The sequence below is a fragment of the Massilimicrobiota sp. An105 genome, assembly GCF_002161155.1.
Lineage (GTDB): Bacteria > Bacillota_I > Bacilli_A > Erysipelotrichales > Coprobacillaceae > Allocoprobacillus > Allocoprobacillus merdigallinarum.
In genome coordinates this window covers 21,764-40,562 of record NZ_NFLY01000014.1, presented here as the reverse complement: position 1 = coordinate 40,562, position 18,799 = coordinate 21,764, and the positions used below count along the sequence as shown (strand labels likewise).

General features: G+C 30.8%; 25 protein-coding genes. 14 read left to right on the top strand and 11 right to left on the bottom strand.

Translation table 11 applies throughout. The annotated features are described in order from the left end of the window. Positions 1-29: 29 nt before the first annotated feature. On the top strand, positions 30-1,157 hold the full coding sequence (locus B5E48_RS05625; protein ID WP_241146931.1) for a glycoside hydrolase family 10-like protein: 1,128 nt from the start codon (positions 30-32) through the stop codon (positions 1,155-1,157). A gap of 30 nt (positions 1,158-1,187) precedes the next feature. Here the strand turns inward: B5E48_RS05625 and B5E48_RS05620 are convergent, their stop codons facing one another. Next, on the bottom strand, positions 1,188-1,889 hold the full coding sequence (locus tag B5E48_RS05620) for an MmcQ/YjbR family DNA-binding protein (protein ID WP_087304381.1): 702 nt from the start codon (positions 1,887-1,889) through the stop codon (positions 1,188-1,190). 14 nt (positions 1,890-1,903) lie between these two features. After that, positions 1,904-2,509, bottom strand: a complete 606-nt coding sequence (locus B5E48_RS05615; protein ID WP_087304380.1) for a peptidoglycan recognition protein family protein — start codon at positions 2,507-2,509, stop codon at positions 1,904-1,906. Between the two features lie 285 nt (positions 2,510-2,794). Between B5E48_RS05615 and rpsF the strand changes: the two genes are divergently transcribed. The 3 genes from rpsF to rpsR are packed head-to-tail and all read left to right on the top strand — an operon-like array spanning position 2,795 to position 3,794. Next, complete coding sequence (rpsF, locus tag B5E48_RS05610) at positions 2,795-3,082, top strand: 30S ribosomal protein S6 (RefSeq protein ID WP_087244235.1); 288 nt, start codon at positions 2,795-2,797, stop codon at positions 3,080-3,082. A 14-nt stretch (positions 3,083-3,096) separates the two neighbouring features. Then, complete coding sequence (gene ssb / locus B5E48_RS05605; protein ID WP_087244236.1) at positions 3,097-3,552, top strand: single-stranded DNA-binding protein; 456 nt, start codon at positions 3,097-3,099, stop codon at positions 3,550-3,552. 14 nt (positions 3,553-3,566) lie between these two features. Then, the gene (rpsR, locus tag B5E48_RS05600; protein WP_087244237.1) at positions 3,567-3,794 is read left to right on the top strand and encodes a 30S ribosomal protein S18; all 228 of its coding nucleotides are present in this window, start codon (positions 3,567-3,569) and stop codon (positions 3,792-3,794) included. Positions 3,795-4,159: 365 nt separating this feature from the next. Here the strand turns inward: rpsR and B5E48_RS05595 are convergent, their stop codons facing one another. Next, on the bottom strand, positions 4,160-4,432 hold the full coding sequence (locus tag B5E48_RS05595) for a type II toxin-antitoxin system YafQ family toxin (RefSeq protein ID WP_087297502.1): 273 nt from the start codon (positions 4,430-4,432) through the stop codon (positions 4,160-4,162). Beyond that, a complete protein-coding gene (locus tag B5E48_RS05590) occupies positions 4,425-4,679 on the bottom strand; it encodes a type II toxin-antitoxin system RelB/DinJ family antitoxin (protein ID WP_087244239.1) in 255 nt (84 codons plus the stop codon). The genes B5E48_RS05595 and B5E48_RS05590 overlap by 8 nt, the downstream gene beginning before the upstream one ends. Positions 4,680-5,191: 512 nt before the next feature. Between B5E48_RS05590 and B5E48_RS05585 the strand changes: the two genes are divergently transcribed. From B5E48_RS05585 to B5E48_RS05575, 3 genes are all read left to right on the top strand, one after another. Next, positions 5,192-5,473 (top strand): hypothetical protein, encoded by a 282-nt coding sequence (locus tag B5E48_RS05585; RefSeq protein ID WP_087304379.1) that lies wholly within the window; start codon positions 5,192-5,194, stop codon positions 5,471-5,473. 333 nt (positions 5,474-5,806) lie between these two features. Continuing rightward, positions 5,807-6,646: an aldo/keto reductase gene (locus B5E48_RS05580; RefSeq protein ID WP_087304378.1), complete on the top strand. Its 840-nt coding sequence runs from the start codon at positions 5,807-5,809 to the stop codon at positions 6,644-6,646. An 11-nt stretch (positions 6,647-6,657) separates the two neighbouring features. Then, positions 6,658-7,527: an aldo/keto reductase gene (locus B5E48_RS05575; protein ID WP_087304377.1), complete on the top strand. Its 870-nt coding sequence runs from the start codon at positions 6,658-6,660 to the stop codon at positions 7,525-7,527. 159 nt (positions 7,528-7,686) lie between these two features. On the opposite strand, the gene B5E48_RS05570 is transcribed toward B5E48_RS05575, so the two are convergent. Beyond that, a complete protein-coding gene (locus B5E48_RS05570; protein WP_087304376.1) occupies positions 7,687-8,571 on the bottom strand; it encodes a LysR family transcriptional regulator in 885 nt (294 codons plus the stop codon). Between the two features lie 129 nt (positions 8,572-8,700). Here B5E48_RS05570 and B5E48_RS05565 point away from each other — a divergent pair, with 129 nt between their 5' ends. Next, on the top strand, positions 8,701-9,636 hold the full coding sequence (locus B5E48_RS05565) for an AEC family transporter (protein WP_087304375.1): 936 nt from the start codon (positions 8,701-8,703) through the stop codon (positions 9,634-9,636). Between the two features lie 156 nt (positions 9,637-9,792). Here the strand turns inward: B5E48_RS05565 and B5E48_RS05560 are convergent, their stop codons facing one another. Continuing rightward, positions 9,793-10,803 carry an aldo/keto reductase gene (locus B5E48_RS05560; RefSeq protein ID WP_087304374.1) on the bottom strand — a complete coding sequence of 337 codons (1,011 nt, stop codon included), beginning with the start codon at positions 10,801-10,803 and terminating at the stop codon, positions 9,793-9,795. A 334-nt stretch (positions 10,804-11,137) separates the two neighbouring features. Here B5E48_RS05560 and B5E48_RS05555 point away from each other — a divergent pair, with 334 nt between their 5' ends. From B5E48_RS05555 to B5E48_RS05540, 4 genes are read left to right on the top strand one after another with little or no spacing between them, the layout of a single operon-like run. Continuing rightward, positions 11,138-11,338, top strand: coding sequence for a TetR/AcrR family transcriptional regulator (locus tag B5E48_RS05555; RefSeq protein ID WP_087304373.1), 201 nt, complete (start codon positions 11,138-11,140; stop codon positions 11,336-11,338). Between the two features lie 3 nt (positions 11,339-11,341). Further along, positions 11,342-11,674, top strand: coding sequence for a hypothetical protein (locus tag B5E48_RS05550; protein ID WP_087304372.1), 333 nt, complete (start codon positions 11,342-11,344; stop codon positions 11,672-11,674). Next, positions 11,674-12,492: an aldo/keto reductase gene (locus tag B5E48_RS05545; RefSeq protein WP_087304371.1), complete on the top strand. Its 819-nt coding sequence runs from the start codon at positions 11,674-11,676 to the stop codon at positions 12,490-12,492. The genes B5E48_RS05550 and B5E48_RS05545 overlap by 1 nt, the downstream gene beginning before the upstream one ends. A gap of 53 nt (positions 12,493-12,545) precedes the next feature. Then, positions 12,546-13,397, top strand: a complete 852-nt coding sequence (locus B5E48_RS05540; RefSeq protein WP_087304370.1) for an aldo/keto reductase — start codon at positions 12,546-12,548, stop codon at positions 13,395-13,397. A gap of 634 nt (positions 13,398-14,031) precedes the next feature. On the opposite strand, the gene B5E48_RS05535 is transcribed toward B5E48_RS05540, so the two are convergent. The 3 genes from B5E48_RS05535 to B5E48_RS05525 all read right to left on the bottom strand — a co-directional run bounded on the left by B5E48_RS05535 (position 14,032) and on the right by B5E48_RS05525 (position 16,028). After that, positions 14,032-14,457: a HEPN domain-containing protein gene (locus B5E48_RS05535; RefSeq protein WP_087297504.1), complete on the bottom strand. Its 426-nt coding sequence runs from the start codon at positions 14,455-14,457 to the stop codon at positions 14,032-14,034. Next, entirely contained in the window at positions 14,447-14,764 is a 318-nt protein-coding gene (locus B5E48_RS05530; RefSeq protein ID WP_158093979.1) for a nucleotidyltransferase family protein, read from the bottom strand. The genes B5E48_RS05535 and B5E48_RS05530 overlap by 11 nt, the downstream gene beginning before the upstream one ends. Positions 14,765-15,428: 664 nt before the next feature. After that, positions 15,429-16,028 (bottom strand): poly(ethylene terephthalate) hydrolase family protein, encoded by a 600-nt coding sequence (locus B5E48_RS05525; protein ID WP_087304369.1) that lies wholly within the window; start codon positions 16,026-16,028, stop codon positions 15,429-15,431. A 19-nt stretch (positions 16,029-16,047) separates the two neighbouring features. On the opposite strand from B5E48_RS05525, the gene B5E48_RS05520 reads away from it, so the two are divergent. After that, positions 16,048-16,554: a TetR/AcrR family transcriptional regulator gene (locus tag B5E48_RS05520; protein WP_087304368.1), complete on the top strand. Its 507-nt coding sequence runs from the start codon at positions 16,048-16,050 to the stop codon at positions 16,552-16,554. A 42-nt stretch (positions 16,555-16,596) separates the two neighbouring features. Here the strand turns inward: B5E48_RS05520 and B5E48_RS05515 are convergent, their stop codons facing one another. Then, complete coding sequence (locus B5E48_RS05515) at positions 16,597-16,926, bottom strand: winged helix-turn-helix transcriptional regulator (protein ID WP_087244251.1); 330 nt, start codon at positions 16,924-16,926, stop codon at positions 16,597-16,599. 201 nt (positions 16,927-17,127) lie between these two features. On the opposite strand from B5E48_RS05515, the gene B5E48_RS05510 reads away from it, so the two are divergent. Further along, complete coding sequence (locus B5E48_RS05510; RefSeq protein ID WP_206407320.1) at positions 17,128-17,742, top strand: hypothetical protein; 615 nt, start codon at positions 17,128-17,130, stop codon at positions 17,740-17,742. A gap of 31 nt (positions 17,743-17,773) precedes the next feature. On the opposite strand, the gene B5E48_RS05505 is transcribed toward B5E48_RS05510, so the two are convergent. After that, on the bottom strand, positions 17,774-18,604 hold the full coding sequence (locus B5E48_RS05505; protein ID WP_087304367.1) for a histidinol-phosphatase HisJ family protein: 831 nt from the start codon (positions 18,602-18,604) through the stop codon (positions 17,774-17,776). Positions 18,605-18,799: the final 195 nt, after the last annotated feature.

The following is an 18,799-nucleotide window of genomic DNA, read 5'->3' as shown; positions in this document are numbered from 1 at the left end:
CTTCTGAATATAATCAATGGGGTGGTCTTTTGAAAAAGAAAAAACACAGTTTACTTGTTATTATAATATTATTATGTATCTGTTTGACTATTTACTTCTTTATGCCACATCCACCATGTTCATTATCTTCTTTTGACAAAAGAGCTGTCTGGTTTGCGTATGGAGATTTAGAACAGTTTTCTTATGAATCAAAGGAAAGCTTTGAAGAAGATTTTTCACAAGCTATTGAAAATATAAAAGATTATAAAATCAATACTGTTATTGTTCAGGTGCGTGCTTTTAGTGATGCTTTATATGCATCAGATTTGTTTCCTCTTTCAAGAGTGATTACACATCAGGAATCATTATCATTTGATCCATTAGAAGTGATGATTGACATTGCTCATCAACAAGGTATGTCCATTGAAGCATGGATTAATCCCTATAGAGTCTCTTTAAATCAAGCAAGCTTTGAACAATTTTTAAATCATTCACCGCACCGTGACTGGTTGGAAGATGCAACTCAAACAATTGGTTATGCCACATATCAATATATTTTAAATCCTGCCAGTCAGTCAGTGAGAGATTATATTGTTGATGGAGTGAAAGAAGTTGTGGAAAACTATGATGTTGATGGTATACATTTTGATGATTATTTTTATGTATCAGGAACACATGATGGCACAACGGCCAATCAACGTATGGATTATGTTAATATGCTCATACAGGATGTTTATCAGACAATTAAAGAGACTGATGAAAATGTTGTATTTGGCATCAGTCCTCAAGGCAATTATGAAAATTGTTTAAATGATGGGGCTGATATTGATACATGGTTAGGGGAAGAAGGCTATATTGATTATTTAATGCCTCAGATATATTGGAGTGATCAGTATGGTGAAAATAAAAAAACAACAATGTTTACTGATCGATGTGAGCAGTTTGCGAAAATACCAAGACATCAAAGTGTTATATTATATGCTGGATTAGCGCTTTATCGTGCTGGCGGGGCTGTTGATGAGGATTATGGATGGCAGGAAAACTCTCGTAATATTGCTTCACAAGTTCAAATTTTATATGAAAATGGATATAAAGGGTTTAGTTTATTTCGATATGATTCATTCCTGAAAGAATCATCAGTACAGGAATTAAATGAATTATTAAGGCAACATGCATAAAAAAGGATGCGACCAATCGACTTATATAGTCTATTGGATGACATCCTTTTTTGTTTTTGTATGGATTGTTTGTGTCAATTGATAACTTTCATCTATATATTTGAAAATATCTTCATCAGATAATGTTCCATCTAAGATAATAGAAATCCATTTCTTTTTATTCATATGATAAGCTTTATAAAAACCATTTTCTTGAAGTAGTTGTAAAATATGTTCTTCTTTTAATTTTAAATTGATGATTTCTACATCCCCGTTCTCAGAAGTGATTTTATTTTTATTGATGTTCATCATTAAAGCATACCATTTTTGGTTGTTGTGATGTCTAAAAACGCCATAGTGAGGATCACTCGTCCATGGAAAATCAGGATAATCATGGTATGTTTTTATTATGTAATCAGCAATTCTATTGGCTTGAGGATATATAAAATATTGCGGTGTAGTACATTTGTCTTTGATATCATTTAAAATCTTTTCATATTCTTGACGTATTTTTGTGATAAATTCACCAGTTTGCGCTTTGATACGAAAATTGATATATTCTTCATGAAAAGCTAAATCAATCATTTTTCCATGAATATCTTCATCAGTATTGATAGTAATGACTACTTGAAAGCTATTATCTAAAATATTTTGAATATAAACATATTGATGACATTCTTTTTGAAAGCCATAGGCTATCAGTTTATTAAAATCAATTTTTGTTCTTTGAAATATATCTTGTTCTAAACTCAAGATGAATCACCTCATTATAGAGAATTTAAGAATTCTTGCCATTGATCTTCATGATCAACAAAATATTTCGGACAGATTTTACCAGTAATATCATAATGTCTAATCACATCTTGACTTTGTAAGTGATAGGAGTCCATTAAAGCATGCACGAGTTTTTGTAATGACTGGTAAGTTGCATCATTAAACTGTCCGCTTTCATCAGGATGGCAGCATTCAATAGAAATGGTATCTTTATTACGATTGTTAGAAGCATAAGCGACTTCATTCAAAGGAATACATTGAATGATTTCTCCTTCTAATCCAATGATAAAATGGCTAGATACAGAAGTCGTTCTGGTTATTTTCAGATTTTCAAAATAATCTCTGTTATTTTGAGCAGTGGAACCAGGATTGGCAGTATAGTGAATCACAATACCATTAACTCTTGGTAATGTTTTTCCACTTCGCGAATTGGGATTAACCGTTAAAAATTGATGTTGTATAGATAAGCCATCAACCTGATATTCTTCAATATCATTATGATGACGTGAAGACAGATAAATTGTTCCTATGCCAATGATCAGTAAATTCACAAGCATACAAATCATAGGCTTTTTATTGATTCTTTTTTTCTTTGCCATAAGATCACCTCGCTTTTACATTATGTCATGATAGCATTGAAAATGTATAAATAATTTCTTAATATTTTATAAATTGATGTGGATATCAACTATTATATCATGATTGTTGATTTGAGAATATCAAATAATTATTGTATTGTAAAAAGTATTGATTTTATGAGGTTTTTATATATGTCTGGATTGACAAAAGGGCGTATATGTGGTATATTACGTGAGCATGTAATAAATTTACTGCCTGTCTATATTTAAGATATAGACCATTAGACCATAGGAGGAGGTAAAAAGATGAATAAGTACGAAATCATGTTTATTGTAAAACCTGATGTTGAAGAAGAAACAAGAAATGCATTAATCGAAAACTTCAAAAACATTTTAACAAATGGTGAAGGAACTGTAGATAATGTTAACGAATGGGGATTACGTGATTTTGCTTATGAAATTCAGGATTACAAAAAAGGATATTATGTTGTCGTAGATACAACAACTACTCCTGAAAATATTTCTGAATTTGAACGTATTTCACGTATCAATGCAAACGTTATCCGTCATATGACTCTTAGAAGATCTAAATAAGAAGGTGAATTCTGATGATTAATCGTGTTGTATTAGTTGGAAGAATGACGAGAGATCCTGAGTTAAGAAGAACAAATAGTGGTGCTGCAGTTACAAGCTTTACTTTAGCATTAAATCGTAACTATAATTCAGCAGATGGACAACAGGCTGATTATATCAATTGTGTTGTTTGGAATAAAGTTGCTGAAAATGTAGAAAGATATTGTTCAAAGGGTTCATTGGTAGGTGTCGAAGGAAGACTTCGTTCACGTAGCTATGATAATGCTCAGGGACAAAAAGTGTATGTTGTTGAAGTTGTTTGTGATAGTGTACAGTTCTTAGAAACAAGAGCTGCTAGAGAAAGAGCACAGCAACAACAACCACAAGTATCACAAGATAACTTCTATGATATGAAAACAGTAGAATTAGAAAAGGATTTTGATAATTCTTTTGATTCATTTGATATCATGGAAGATGATATTCAATTTTAAGGAGGAAAAGGTTTATGGCATTCAAAAGACAAAGACCAAGAAAAAAAGTTTGCTATTTTACAAAAAACAAGATTGATTACATCGATTACAAAGATGTTGAATTATTAAAAAGATTTGTTTCTGCTAACGGTAAAATCATTCCTAGACGTGTAACTGGAACAAGTGCTAAATATCAAAGACAATTAGCAGTTGCTATTAAACGTGCTAGACAAATGGCTTTATTACCATACGTTGGTGAATAGAAAGAAAAAAAGCCCATATAATCAGGGAATTTTGAAGTTAAAATGTAAGCTGGTGGCAAACTGGTGGCACTTTTAAAGTGATTTTTAACTTAATATGATATGTTTTTTTAGAAACTACGGAAGCTATTTCGTAGTTTTTTTGTTGTTTCTTACACCATTACCTCAATATGTCGTAGGAAAGGACTTATTTTGTTATCGGAGCGTATAAAGTCAGCTTGAAACTTTATATAACATATGTGATCATAGATGGGAATTTATACTATGATAAATGACAATATTATGTCGATATGGATGAATATAAGAAATATCATCAATAAAGAAGATTTTTTCATGAAAAAAGGAGTCCAGATTGTCTGGCTTCCTTTTTAGAACAAATCAGAATGTGTACCTGTTCTAACCAATGCAAGTGTCAATTCACCTTTTTCTATTCTATAAATGAGAAGCCAATCAGGCTCAATATGGCATTCTCTAAAGTTTCTATAATTGCCTGTCAATTCGTGGTCACGATATTTTTCATCAAGTGGACGCTGATTAGCCAGTTCATTAACAACGTATTTCAGCTTTTCCAAATCTTTTCCACGTTTCTTCATCAGCTTATAGTCTTTTTTGAAGGTATGATGATACCTGATTTTAAGCATCTAAATCATCGAATAATTCATCCACAGTATCAAATGATTTGCTGAGATTCTGATTGTTTGCTGTTTCATCAAGAATCTTAAGAGTATCACTGTTATATAGAGAAACATCAAAAGGTATTCTGCGTTCTCTACACATTTTTTTAATAAAGATTGTCAATGCAGTCGTTGGATTCAAACCTAGTTCTTCACATATCTTTTCGAAATCTTTCTTGACTGAATCATTGATTCTGAAGCTCATCTGTGCCATGTTTCATTCGCCTCCTTCTCTCACCATCATTATATCAAAATGTAATTCGTTGTCAATACATTGAACTACATTGATAGTATACGCAGTTTCAACCATTTTATGCACTATCTCATATCACTATTCATTATGGTAGTATATCTTTAATTGTTTATATACATGATTCATTTATTTTTGTTATAGTTTAAATAATTATGTTATAAATTGGTCTATGAAATAAAATTTTTATATAAACAAAGATATATTTATGGATGAATGAAAGAATGTTTGTAAAATAAAAGTAATCATATATTGATGCGTAATGAGATTGAAGAGAAGCTATAACAAAATAAATATGATAGCTAAATATAAAAAAGTGAAGAAAATCAGTACAAAATACTGCACATAAAGAATATATTACGAATAATCAAGAAGCATTATACTGGGCATTAAAGACAGGGATATCAGAAGCTTTTAGACCTTCATCAAAACAAAGAAGTACTGATGAATGTGCTAATTCTGGATTTGGGCTTTATATGGTTAGTGAAATATGTAAAAAATTAAACGGAAGCTTTTGTGTCATAAGTGGTGAAAATTATCTACTTGTAGATAATCAAGGCACTGAAACAGGCGAAACATCATTTCATGGGACAACTATTAGAATTTGTATATCTTCTAAGGAAATATCTAATGCTCAAAAGATTATTTCAGAAATTTGTTCACAAGGAGAAAATGAAGCCAAAACAATGAGAACAGCTTTTCAAACTGCATCAACTCCATCTAAAGGATTAATAGAACATTTGAAATATAAAAAGTAAATCATTTCAAAACTATGATGAAAATGACAGTATTTATTTCATCACGATAAATATCTATTAGAATCTATACCTGTATGAACTAGCATAAGGGTTAGTTCTTTTTTTATAAAAAGACAGTCAGGTTTGATATAACATTCTCAATAATCTTTACAATAGTTAGTTGATAATCACGATATTTTTATCTCTTTATATTGTAGGTATTTAAAATTGAAATTGAACGATATTTTTATATGGACTATGCGTAAATAGAATAACAGTATTAAATTTTGATATTGTACTTTTCTCAAAGAATTTCTTAAAATATATGTAGAGAAATAGAAATGAGGTGTCAAAGTGGGATATTTAACTTTAAATAACAACATGAAACTACCAAAACTAGGTTTTGGAACAATTAATCAATCAGGAGATCAAATCATTGATAATGTAAGCTTTGCATTAAATCATGGCTATCAGCTTATTGATACAGCGAATAGATATGGTAATGAAGTTGAAGTTGGATTAGGATTAAAAAAATCTGGTAAAAAACGTGAAGACTATTTTATAGAAACAAAGTTAGGTCCAACATTATATGAAGATGATCATGCGATTGATGAGACTTTAAAAAGATTAGGTGTGGATTATATTGATGTTATGTTATTGCATCATCCTGTGAATAATTATATCTATGCTTATAAAATGCTAGAAAAAGCATATAAAGAAGGAAAAATTAAAGCTATTGGAATTTCTAACTTTCCAGTAGAAAAAATCCAGGAAATATTAGACCAATGTGAAATTGTACCAGCACTTATGCAGGTTGAATGTCATCCTTATTATCCAGCTGAAGCTGTGAAAGAGTTTTGTGATCAACACAATATAGCTTTACAGTCATGGTATCCTTTAGGCCATGGAAATACAGATATGTTGAATGATGAAGTTTTTGTTGATTTAGCAGACAAATATCAGAAAACACCAGTTCAAATCATTTTAAGATGGCATACACAAATGGGATTTGGATTAGTGCCTGGAAGTCGCTCACAGGAACATATCAAAGATAATGCAGATATTTTTGACTTTACTTTAACTAATGAGGATATGGCTCATATTGCGCAAGTGAATAAGCATGAGCCATTCTATAAAGTCACTCCAGAATCACTCCAAATGTTAGCAACAACAAAATGTCATTTTGAAGAATAGAGGTGGAAGCAATGGAATATGTCACATTAACAAACGGATTAAAAATGCCAATGGTAGGCTTTGGTGTTTTTAGAGTTCCTGATAAAAAAGAATGTCAGGAATCAGTATATCAGGCCATTAAAACAGGATATCGTTTAATAGATACTGCGGCTTCTTATACAAATGAAGATGCAGTAGGACAAGCTGTCAGACAGGCTATTGATGAAGGTATTTGTCAACGAGAAGATTTGTTTATTACTTCTAAATTATGGGTTCAGGATATGAAAAACTATGATGCAGCCCGTTATGGAATTGATGCTTCATTAAAAAAGAGTGGTTTAGAATATATTGATTTATATTTATTGCATCAGGCCATGGGAGATTATTTTTCAGCATGGAGAGCTATGGAAGATGCCTATAAAGAAGGAAAGTTAAAAGCTATTGGTGTTTCTAATTTTTATCCTCATGTTTTAACCAATTTCTGTGAAACAGTCAAAATCAAACCAATGGTTAACCAAGTTGAATTACATCCTTACTTTACACAGGAACAGGCTTTAGAAACAATGAAACAGTATGATGTCATTCCTGAAGCTTGGGCACCACTGGGTGGAGGAAGGTATAATCCATTTGAAGATGAAATGCTATTAGGGATTGCAAAAAAATATCAAAAATCTGTTGGACAGGTATTACTCAGATGGAATGTTCAAAGAGGTGTTGTTGTGATTCCTAAATCAACACATATTGAAAGAATTATTGAAAATATTGATATTTTTGATTTCCAATTAAATGAAGATGAAATGAATCAGATTGCATCATTAGACATGGGATATTCAGGTTCTAGAACAAAACATTTTGATCCAGAATTTGTCAAAACTGTACTTGATAGAAAAATACATGATTAAAAAGTATAATATCAACAAAAGAGTTTATAAATACTTCAATTGTTATTTATAAACTCTTTTATCATAAAATAAATAATGAAAAGTATCAGTTTGATATGATGAAAAGGAAATAGAAATATTGAAAAAATGAAATCGTGAATAAAATATATTGAGATGATCTTAAATATGATTGACTTCTTTCTTTAATAATTCTAGAAATGTTTCTGCTTGTTTGGAAAAAACATGATATTTTTTCCAGGCTATGTGAATACCATCTTCAAGTCGTGGTAAGAGAGGTCTAAAACAGAGAGTGCTCTTTTCATCAAGATGAATAATATTTTCAAAAGTTAAGGCATATCCTCCACCTTCTTCAACGAGCAAAGCAGAATTGTTGATAAGATTATAAGTGACTTTAATATTCAATTTTCTTTCATTACCACCAATCCATCCTGCCAACTCATTTTTGACTATATTTTGATCTGATAAGATAATAGGTTTATCTTTTAATAATTGTGGTGTAATCGCTTCGTATTTAGCGAGGGGATCGTCTTTTTTCATGAGAACGCCCATAGTTTCTTTGCCTGGTAAAGTAAAATAATCATATTGAGAAAGGTTAACTGGGTCAAAAAAGATACCAAAATCTAATAAGCCACTATCCAATTTATCAGCGACATCTTGCGCATTACCGCTGAAGATGTGAAAATGCACTTGAGGATATATTTTTTGCATAGAGGCAATCACCCTCATAACCAAACGCATAGAAGCACTCTCGCCTCCACCAATATAAATATCACCTGAAAGATCATCTTGTTCTTTTGATAATTCACGTTCAGCTTTTTGTGTCAGATTGATAATTTCTTGAGCATATTGTTTTAATAAAATGCCATCTTTGGTCAATGTGATTTTTCGATTACCGCGAATAAATAATTGTTTTTGAAATTCATCTTCCAATTCTTTCATTTGCCTTGAAAGCGTTGGTTGTGTAATATGGAGAACTTCTGCTGCTCTAGAAATACTTTCTTCTCGAGCGATTGTTAAAAAATATTGTAAGACTCTTATTTCCATCATTGATCACCTATTATCATTATATCTTGTTTTCCTATGCTTAACAAGTATAGGAAGAAATAAAATATAAGTATTTGATATATGAAAAAATGATTTATATAATGTTGGTAAATAGAAAGGAGAGAAGAAATGGCTGCATTATCAACATTATTTCCCGTATTTTTTATGATTGGATTGGGAGCTTTGGCTCGAATGAAAAAATGGATTACGCCTGAACAGAAAGATGGCGCAAATCATATAGTTTTTAATATTCTGTTTCCTATTATGATTTTTAATGTTTTATTAACTGCAAAAATAGAATCATCATTGATATGGATTATTCTTTATGTTTTTATTGCTTTTATATTGACGATGGTTATTGGAAAATTATTAAGTGGATTGACTGGTAAAAAATTTGCTCATATTTCACCATATTTATTAACAACAACAGAAGGTGGTAATGTGGCTTTACCATTATATACATCTATTGTAGGATTGGGCTATGCCAGTAATACTGTTATTTTTGATATTGCTGGAAGTTTTATAGCTTTTATTGTGATGCCTATTATGGTTGCAAAAACAACTGCTGGTCATACAAGCGTAAAAGAATTATGTAAAACAATATTGACAAATTCGTTTGTTATAGCAGTCTGTTTAGCTTTAATTTTGAACTTAACAGGTTTTTACACGTATCTCAGTCATACATCATTTATTGATGTTTATACGAATACAATGACACAGGCAACTGCACCAATTGTGGGTATGATCTTATTGATTATAGGCTACAATTTAAAAATCAAAAAAGAAACACTGCCATCTCTTATGAAATTGCTTATCGTTCGATTTGTATTATTTGCAGGAATCATTGCTGGGTTCTTTATCTTATTCCCTCACATGATGGCAGATAAAATATATATGATTGCAGTATTGATTTATTTTATGAGTCCAACTGGTTTTGCGGTACCAATGTTAATATCACCACTTAATCAATCAGAAGAGGATGCTGATTTTCAATCTGCTTTTATCTCACTATATATGGTGATTACATTAGTTGTTTATACACTGATTGTTGTATTTATATATTAGTTATTGAAAAGAGTCTGATGAGTCATTTGACTCTTTTTTTTGTTGAAAGGTAAATCAACGTGAAAAAGGGATATTGTATGTTCAAATAAAACATAGTGAAAAAGTTTTGTATAAAGAAAAAACCCACTGAGGGGTTTTGAATGAGGTTGTTTAAAATTATGATTTTCTCCAGTTATTTGAAAAAGTTTGATGTTGTGTTTCTACAATACCTCTATGTCCATGGATTTCGCATTGATCTAATGCTCTCTGTAAATCATTGAATTCTTCATCAGTTAATTCCACATTCCATGCACCTAAGTTTTCAATAATTCTTTCCTGATTTTTAGAACCTGGAATGGGCACAACATTTGGATATTTCTTCAACATCCAAGCTAGAGAAATCTGGGCTAGGGTTGCATTTTTTATTTTTGCAAACTTATTGAGTATATCTAATATAGGCTGATTTCCAGCAATATTTTCTTTTGATAACTGAGGGACAAAGTTTCTGACATCATCTGTTTTTTCAAACTCTGTTTGTGTTGTGATTTTACCACTTAAAAATCCTGATGCAATGGGAGAAAAAGGTACAACACCTATATTGTTTTCTAAACAATAAGGGAAAATTTTGTCTTCACAGTCTCTTTCTAGAATATTATAAAGATTCTGTACAGCTGTTACGGGTGTAATCTTATGTGCTTTATCTAAGGTATCCACATCAACCTGTGATAAACCCCATCCTTTGATTAAACTTTCATCTATGAGTTTTCCCATTACAGAAGCAACATCTTCAACAGGAACTAATTCGGTAATACGATGTAAATAATATAAGTCTACATATTCAGTTCTTAATCTTTTTAAAGATTTTAATAAGTGACCTTTAATTAAATCGTAAAGATTCATATCTTCAGTGACTTCTTCATCATGAATATGAAGTTTTGTTGCTAAAACAATTTCATTTCTAAATGGTTCTACAGCTTCACCGAGAATTTCCTCATTATGTCCTTCCCAATATAATTCTCGACCATATGTTTCAGCAGTATCAAAGAATGTACAACCAAATTCATAAGCCTTTCTAATCGCTTCAATACTATATGTGCGATTTGGAATTTGACCATAACCATGAGAGAATCCCATACATCCCATACCAATAGGTGATACTTCTAATTGTCCAATGAATCTTTTTTCCATATTTTACCTCCTATATTTTCAATTTAATTATATATGAAATTATGAATTCATAGAAGTACAAATATGTTTTAACAGTGTTAACCTTTTGGTTCAAAGAGACTATTTTGGATATTTATAAGATTATTAAGAATGTTTTTGCAACTCATTCTTTTTATGCCAAACAAGTGAATGAACTTATTTACTTTTGAGTATGTAAATTTCATTGAATAAAGTCATTGACTTTATTCAATGAAAGGTGTGTCCTTTTGTTTAGAGGAGGGACATATGGGAAAAAGACAAGATGCAGCTTTACAAACAAGAAAAAAGATTATCGAGGCTATGAAAGAACTTTTAGATGAAAAAAAAGGCTGAAGAAATTAATATTGAAGAGATAACACAAAGAGCACATATTGCAAAAGGAAGCTTTTATACACATTTTAAAAGAAAAGAAGATGTTATTTCAGAAGTTGCCTTATTAGAATATGATGTTGTTAAAGATTTTGCTTTTAAATCTTCTGATAATATTTATGAACAGATTTCAGCTTATCTTAAATAATCTGTGGAAATTATTGAAAAGAATACTTTACAGGTCGCTCAACAATGGATAAAAAGTGTTTCAGCTCCTTTAGAAAATGAAAATTCAGGTATCAAGAAATATCAATTTGATAAAGAAAATATTTTAAATCTTTTGATTCAGGCACAAAATCGACATGAATTAAATGAAAATGCACCTGTTCAAGTTATGGCTGAAATGATTATGGATAACTATTATGGGGCGGTTGTGACATGGTGTATCAATAAAGGAAAAGAGTGTACACTTATTGAAAGTGTGGAACATTATTGTCTATATGGTTTAAAGCCAATGATAAATATTTATAAGGAGAGATTATAATGGAATATGTAACTTTAAATAATGGTATTCAGATGCCAATGGAAGGATTTGGTGTTTTCCAAGTTCCAGATTATCAGGAATGTGAAGATGTTGTTTATCATGCGATTCAATCGGGATATAGATTAATAGATACTGCGGCAGCTTATATGAATGAAAAAGCAGTAGGAAATGCTATTCAAAGAGCAATTCAAGATGGTATTGTAAAAAGAGAAGAACTTTTTATTACAACAAAATTATGGGTGCAGGACTATGATCATGTTCAAGAAGCGATTGATCGTTCATTGGATTTGCTAGGATTAGATTATATTGATTTATATTTATTTCATCAGCCAATGGGTGACTATATTGGAGCTTATCGTGTTATGGAAGATAATTATAAAGTAGGAAAACTGAAAGCAATTGGAGTATGTAATTGTTATCCACATGTTTTAGCAGACATTTGTGAAACGGTTGAAATGATTCCTGCTGTTAATCAAATTGAATTACACCCATTTTTCCAACAACCTTTAGCTTTAAAAACTGCAAAAGAATATGGGGTTATATGTAAAGCATGGGGACCATTTGCTAAAGGAAAACATGGAATCTTTACACATCCTGTCTTAAGTGAGATAGGGAAAAAATACAATAAAACAGCAGCTCAAGTTGCATTGCGTTGGAATGTAGAGAGAGGTGTTGTTGTGATTCCAAAATCTGTTCATCATGAAAGAATTGAACAGAATATAGATATATGGGATTTTCAACTTAATGAAGAAGATATGAAAGCTATTGAAAAATTAGATATGGGTAAGAGTGAAATTGTTGATCATTTCAATCCTTAATTTGTCAAAATGATTCATTCTGTTAAAGTACATGATTAAAAGGAGGAACAAGCATGGATAAGATGATTTTAAATGATGGAAATCAAATTCCAGTTGTTGGTTTTGGCGTATTTATGATCTCTAATAATGGAGCAACTTATGATGCAGTTTTACAGGCGTTAAAAGCCGGATATCGTCATATTGACACAGCAGCAGCTTATTTTAATGAGGAGGATGTAGGAAGAGCAGTCAAAGATAGTGGTATTCCTAGAGAAGACATCTTTATCACAAGTAAACTATGGTTACAGGATTATGACTATGAACAAGCCAAAATAGGTATTGCAAGATCACTGAGAAAACTTGATTTAGGATATATTGATTTATATTTGATTCATCAACCCTATGGTGATGTTACAGGAGCTTGGAAAGCTATGGAAGAAGCTAAAGAAGCTGGACAAATCAAATCAATAGGTGTCAGCAATATGACTCCTAAGATTTGGAATCAGTATGTTCCTCAATTCAAAACAAAACCAGCTGTTAATCAGGTTGAATGTAATCCATTCTGTCAACAAAGAGAACTTCGTCAAATTTTAGATAAAGATGATGTTAAATTAGAATGTTATTATCCATTGGGACATGGCAATGCTGATTTATTAGGACATCCATTAGTGACTTCATTAGCACAAAAATATAACAAGGATGCAGGACAGATTTTATTACGTTTTGAAACACAGGATGGGCTTATTGTTTTACCTAAGTCTACCAATCCCCAAAGAATTCAAGGTAATATACAAATTTTTGATTTTCAATTAACTGAACAAGAAATGGAAGCTATGAGAGCATTGGATACTGGTAAAACCACACATGATCCAGAAGCTGATGGTGTGGAAGATATGTTACGTAATGCTTTTGTGATAGAAGATTAAATAAAAATATATGATAGCACTTCAGGTTTTAAAGTGTACACCATGTCAAGGACAATTAAATAAAAAGGTATATTTTATAAAAAAATTATCTTATATGATTGTGTCAAGGAGGAATGACACAGTCTTAAGCCACTGGTCAAGATCAGTGGCTTTGTGTCTAAGATGATTATGTATATTTTTAATGATTATAAAAATTTAGACTTGTTTGTGTTAAGTATGACAAATGTATTGAATTCAAGACCAACAGAAATGGTAATATCATTGAAGGAATCCTTTTCAAAGGAATTTATTATCATTGGATTGCCTTCCCATCTCTTAATGCTTCCTGTCAGCTTACTGTTTTTTTAGATTCTTTTTGGAATGAGGAATAGCTTTTCATTCAGAATTATCAATCCTACACTGATGGCTATAAGTTCATCTCCACTCGAGAATATATTTTCCAGCTTGAAAATCAATGCGAGATTTTATCAGTTGATTGAGAAGCAGACTCGTTTTGAATATGAGCTTGTGTTTATTGGGTATATATCTGCCATTCTTCTATGTAGATTGGCTTTCCTTAATCTCATACTAACATTAAGTAAAAAAGAAAAGATGGCAACTTGCCGTCAATATATTATATCAATAGGATTGTTTATCATATTTCCAAGCCTTCATCATTGTCGAGATGATGACTTATCATCTTCTCTATAACATCTAAATATGATTTTGTTTCTGTTAATGAACGCTCTATTTTTCTTTTTTCAAGTCTATAATTCAAAATATAACGTGTTCGAGCTTCCCACAATGAAAACATCTCACTATGATCATCAATATACTCATTAAGATACAATTCAACATTATTGATGTTTGCCAATCTTATCAATTGGTCAATATCGTGGGTTTTTGGATAGTTGACTCCATTCATTTCAAGCATATACTTGATGGATAGCTCCAGTGCCTGCTGGATATGATATCCGACATAATTAAGATAAGCTTCATCATTTATGGCAATGGTTGAGTAAATACTTTCTGCAACCTTTAAATTCTGCTTTGCCTTATCAAAAAGAGTTTCATTGTTCATATATGACCACTCCTTTCTTTTTTATTTCTTTCTTAAGACGTTCATCAGCAGTGAAATTAGTCCATAAGTCAAATACAAAATCAAAATACCTATTGATTACTTTTTTATCCTTCTTCAATTCTACATATAGGTCAATGTCAGAATCATTATGACAATTTGAAGTGATGCTTGAGCCAAATAATGTTATAGACTTTATGTCAGCATCCTGTTTGAGATAATCAAGCATTTCTTTTACTTTCCTTTGTTGTGTTGGATATACTTTCTCGCAGAATGGAAATGGATTTTGAATGCAAATTTTATATTTCAACTTAGACCACCACCTTATATTATAAGTATACCATATATAAACAAATATTTTCCAGTAAATTAACGACCGCAACTTGCCATCATTATAGTTCCATATCATTTTCTTCTTGTAGCTCATCATTAATCAATTGATTATTGGTAAGCACGGTAGATGTTAAATCAGATTGAATTTCATATGATTGAGTTGCTGCGATTTTTCGATAAGGGCGTTTGTTGCACCCAATTCCCGTTCCACAGATTCTTTATTTCTCAACATGACTGACAGATAGGCTTTTCCTTATCTTGGTGCTCTTTTTTGTTGACGCTTATTGTAGCTATTTTTCTAGCTTCTGATAGGCAATCTTTTCTTCAGGAGACATTTTCCTTGCCTTGAAGCGACCATCATTGTATTTTCTAGTATCTTCAAATCTTTCCAAGTGCAGTGCTTCCTTTTTTTGTTCGTTGGACAATGTTACTCATATGTTTTGGCCCAAGATTATGTGAATCAATATCAAAGGAAGAAAGTGTGAAAGAAAGGGTATCACTCTTTGAATAGCAAGTCCAGAATTCCATTTTAAACTTTTGAGAATTTTGTGAGATATCTTTTTAATATATGGATTATCCCTGAGTATTTTCGTTTGTATGTTATAAAAGAAATCTGTTTTATATAGTTTTTTATTAGTAAGTTACTCATCATAGTGAACATCTTGATATAAATCATTATGATATATTTCAGCATTGTTACCTAGAAAAGCCTGGCTTGCATAAATGTCATCTTGTAATTGCCACATTAACCATGCTGTAACATATCCATCTGCTGAATATAACATCTCTCCGTGATCAGCCTCTTTTCTTCGCATCATCACTTTTGGTGAAGGAATTTTATCATACATTTGTTGCATGGCTTCTAAAGGAATAATAGCTTTGGTTTCAAAATCACCTTCTGTTCCTGCAATCATGAATAGGGGGATAGAAATTTGAGTGAGATCATAGAACCATCCCAAATCATGAGCCATTTTTTCATGAGTGGGTGATAAAGCAATAGCTGTTTTATAAATCTGTTGATGTTTTGCATGAGATATAGCAGTCAATACACCAGCACCACCTTGAGAATGACCCGTTAGACCAATGTGTTTCAAATCAATATGATGGTGGAGAATATGATTTTGATTTTCATTAATTTTTATTAAGTAGTCAATTGTTTCATCAGCTGATAAACCAAATCCTGTGCTTGGATCATCATTGCCAATGACAATAAATCCCCATGAAGCCAAATGCTGAAACAAAGCAGGATTGTGTTACATCATGGATAATGATGAAAGAAATCAATATGTCAAAGTGGCAATGACAAAAGCATTATTAGAACTTTTAAATACAAAAAATTTAAAGGATATACAGATTAGTGAAATTACTGAAAAAGCTCAAGTTGGGAGAGTTTCTTTTTATCGTAACTATAAAGATAAAGAAGATATTTTAAAACAATATCTTGACAAAATTATCAAAGAATGGAAACTTCAAGATCAGATGCCCTTTGAATTGATTATGAAAACTTTATTTGAACATTTGGTAGCTTATAAAGATTTTTATATTTTACTTTATCAAAAAGATTTATTTTATTTATTTAGAAATACTTTAAAAAAATTAATGATTCAAGATAATCAATTATCTAATCTAGAAGCCTATGCAGTCGCTTATATGACTTATGGCAATTATGGCTGGATTAAAGAGTGGATTGCACGAGGCATGCAAGAAAGTCCGGATGATATTTATGCTTTTATGGAAGCACAAAAAACAGATAAATCTCATATATAAAAGGAAAGTTCTTATGTTATTTTCAACATTTGAACTTTCCTTTTATTCTTGCAAAGTTTCTTTATAATGTGTTCCCCATTGTCCCATAATATCAATAATAGGACGAAGCGATTCACCTATTTCACTTAAACTATATTCAACTCTTGGTGGTACTTCAGGATAAGCCGTTCTAATGACGATACCATCTTCTACCATGGATTTAAGCGTAGCAGTTAAAACTTTTTGAGAAATTCCATCTAATGATCTCCTTAGTTCATTATAACGTTTTTTTTCAGTCATCAAATCTCTTAAAATGAGTAGTTTCCACTTACTTCCTATAAGTTGAACAGTTGTCGCAACAGGACATTCAGGTAAATTTTCTTTTTTGATCATTTTAAACACTCCTTATAGTCAATTTTTATGATATATGCCAAAAGTTATGTATATAAGAATTATACGATGTAAGCATATCATGATGCAAATCATAAAATCAATTTTTTATAATTCCTACTTTTTGGTAACTATGGCACAAAAAAGTGCCTACTTACAAATTTATCAAATTTGGAGTATATTATGATAGAGGAGAGAAGAACAATGGAAAAACAAATGGATTTAAATAAAAAGTCTTTTATACCTGTTCATACAAATATTGAAAATGTAGAACTTGATGGTGAAAAAGTATTAAGAGTTATCAAAGTTGAAAAAATCATGGAATTTGATGAAAATACTTATGCAAAATTAAAAGATTTTTCATTTCACAATGGAACAATCGAAGTAAAAATGTTAAGTCGTCTATTGCCTGATGCACCAGATTTCGCAAGAGGATTTATAGGTATTGCTTATCGTATTACAGATGATGACAAGCAATTTGAGTCATTTTATGTACGACCAACAAATGGTAAACAATGTCAAGATCCTATGAGAAAAACGCATGGATGTCAGTATTTTTCATATCCAAAATATACTTTTGAATATTTTAGAAATCATCAGATTGCACAATATGAAGCACCTGTTGATATTGATTTGAATGAATGGATTCAATTAAAAGCAGTTATCGAAGATGAACATGCTTCATTTTATATCAATGATAAGTTGATTCTTGTTGTTGAGGATATGAAACATGGAAAAGATTTGAAAGGTTCAGTTGGATTTTTTGTGGATATTGGAACAGAAGCTTTCTTTAAAGATTTAAAAATTGATATCAAATAGTTATTTGAAAAGCTAACCCTGGGGTTAGCTTTTAAAGTTCATGAAATATAGGTTGCATCTTATCAAAAGTACAATAATATTCAAAGCCTAATTTTTTAAGTTCTTCTTTGGCTTCTTCAATATAAGCACCGAGATGATCTGGTTGGTGTGAATCACTACCAATTGTAATAATTTGACCACCCAGTTCTTTATAAAGCTTTAAAATATTTCGAGATGGGGTCATATCTTTTAAGCCATAACGATGATATGAAGTATTGATTTCAATGCCTTTACCATCTTTGATAACAATCTCTAAAATGTCTTTGACAATATCTTGAATATAAGCAAAATCAATAGCCCCATTTAAATCATAACGTGTAATCAAATCCATGTGTCCTAAAACACTATAATCTTTATATGTTTTTACAACTTCAAGCATTTCCTGATAATAGCGCATATTATATTCAAGCTGTGTCTTGCCTTTTTGAAAATCCTGTGTCCAAAATTCTTGATCTTCTACCTGATGAATAGAAAGAATAATAAAATCAAAAGGATATTCATGAAATAATTTTTGATATTTTTCAATTGTATGTGTCTGAATACCAAATTCCAGTCCCATTTTCAATGTAATCTGATCTTTATATTTTTCTTTTAACTCATCAATTTCTTTTTCATATTCAGGATAATTGACATTTGCTAAAAGTGTTTCATATCTTTTTTGAAAAGCACGTGGATCATCCCAGTTATACTTGATTCCATAATCCACATGATCAGTAAAACAGATTTCTGATAATCCTTTATTAATTCCATCTTTCACAACATCTTCCATGAGATATTCACTATCATCACTATAGTGAGTATGTACATGATAATCACAAAGCATAATATTCCTCCTATCTTTATTTCTAGTTTATCAAAAAAACATAAAATAGAAAGCTAAAAACATCTTCCTGACAAATATTTTTCAATAAAATAAGATTATTTCTTTATTTTCAGAATATATTTTGTAAATCCTATTTACAAAATATAAGCTTATACATTTTATTTTTTAAAACAGGTTTTGAAACTTTCGTTCAAG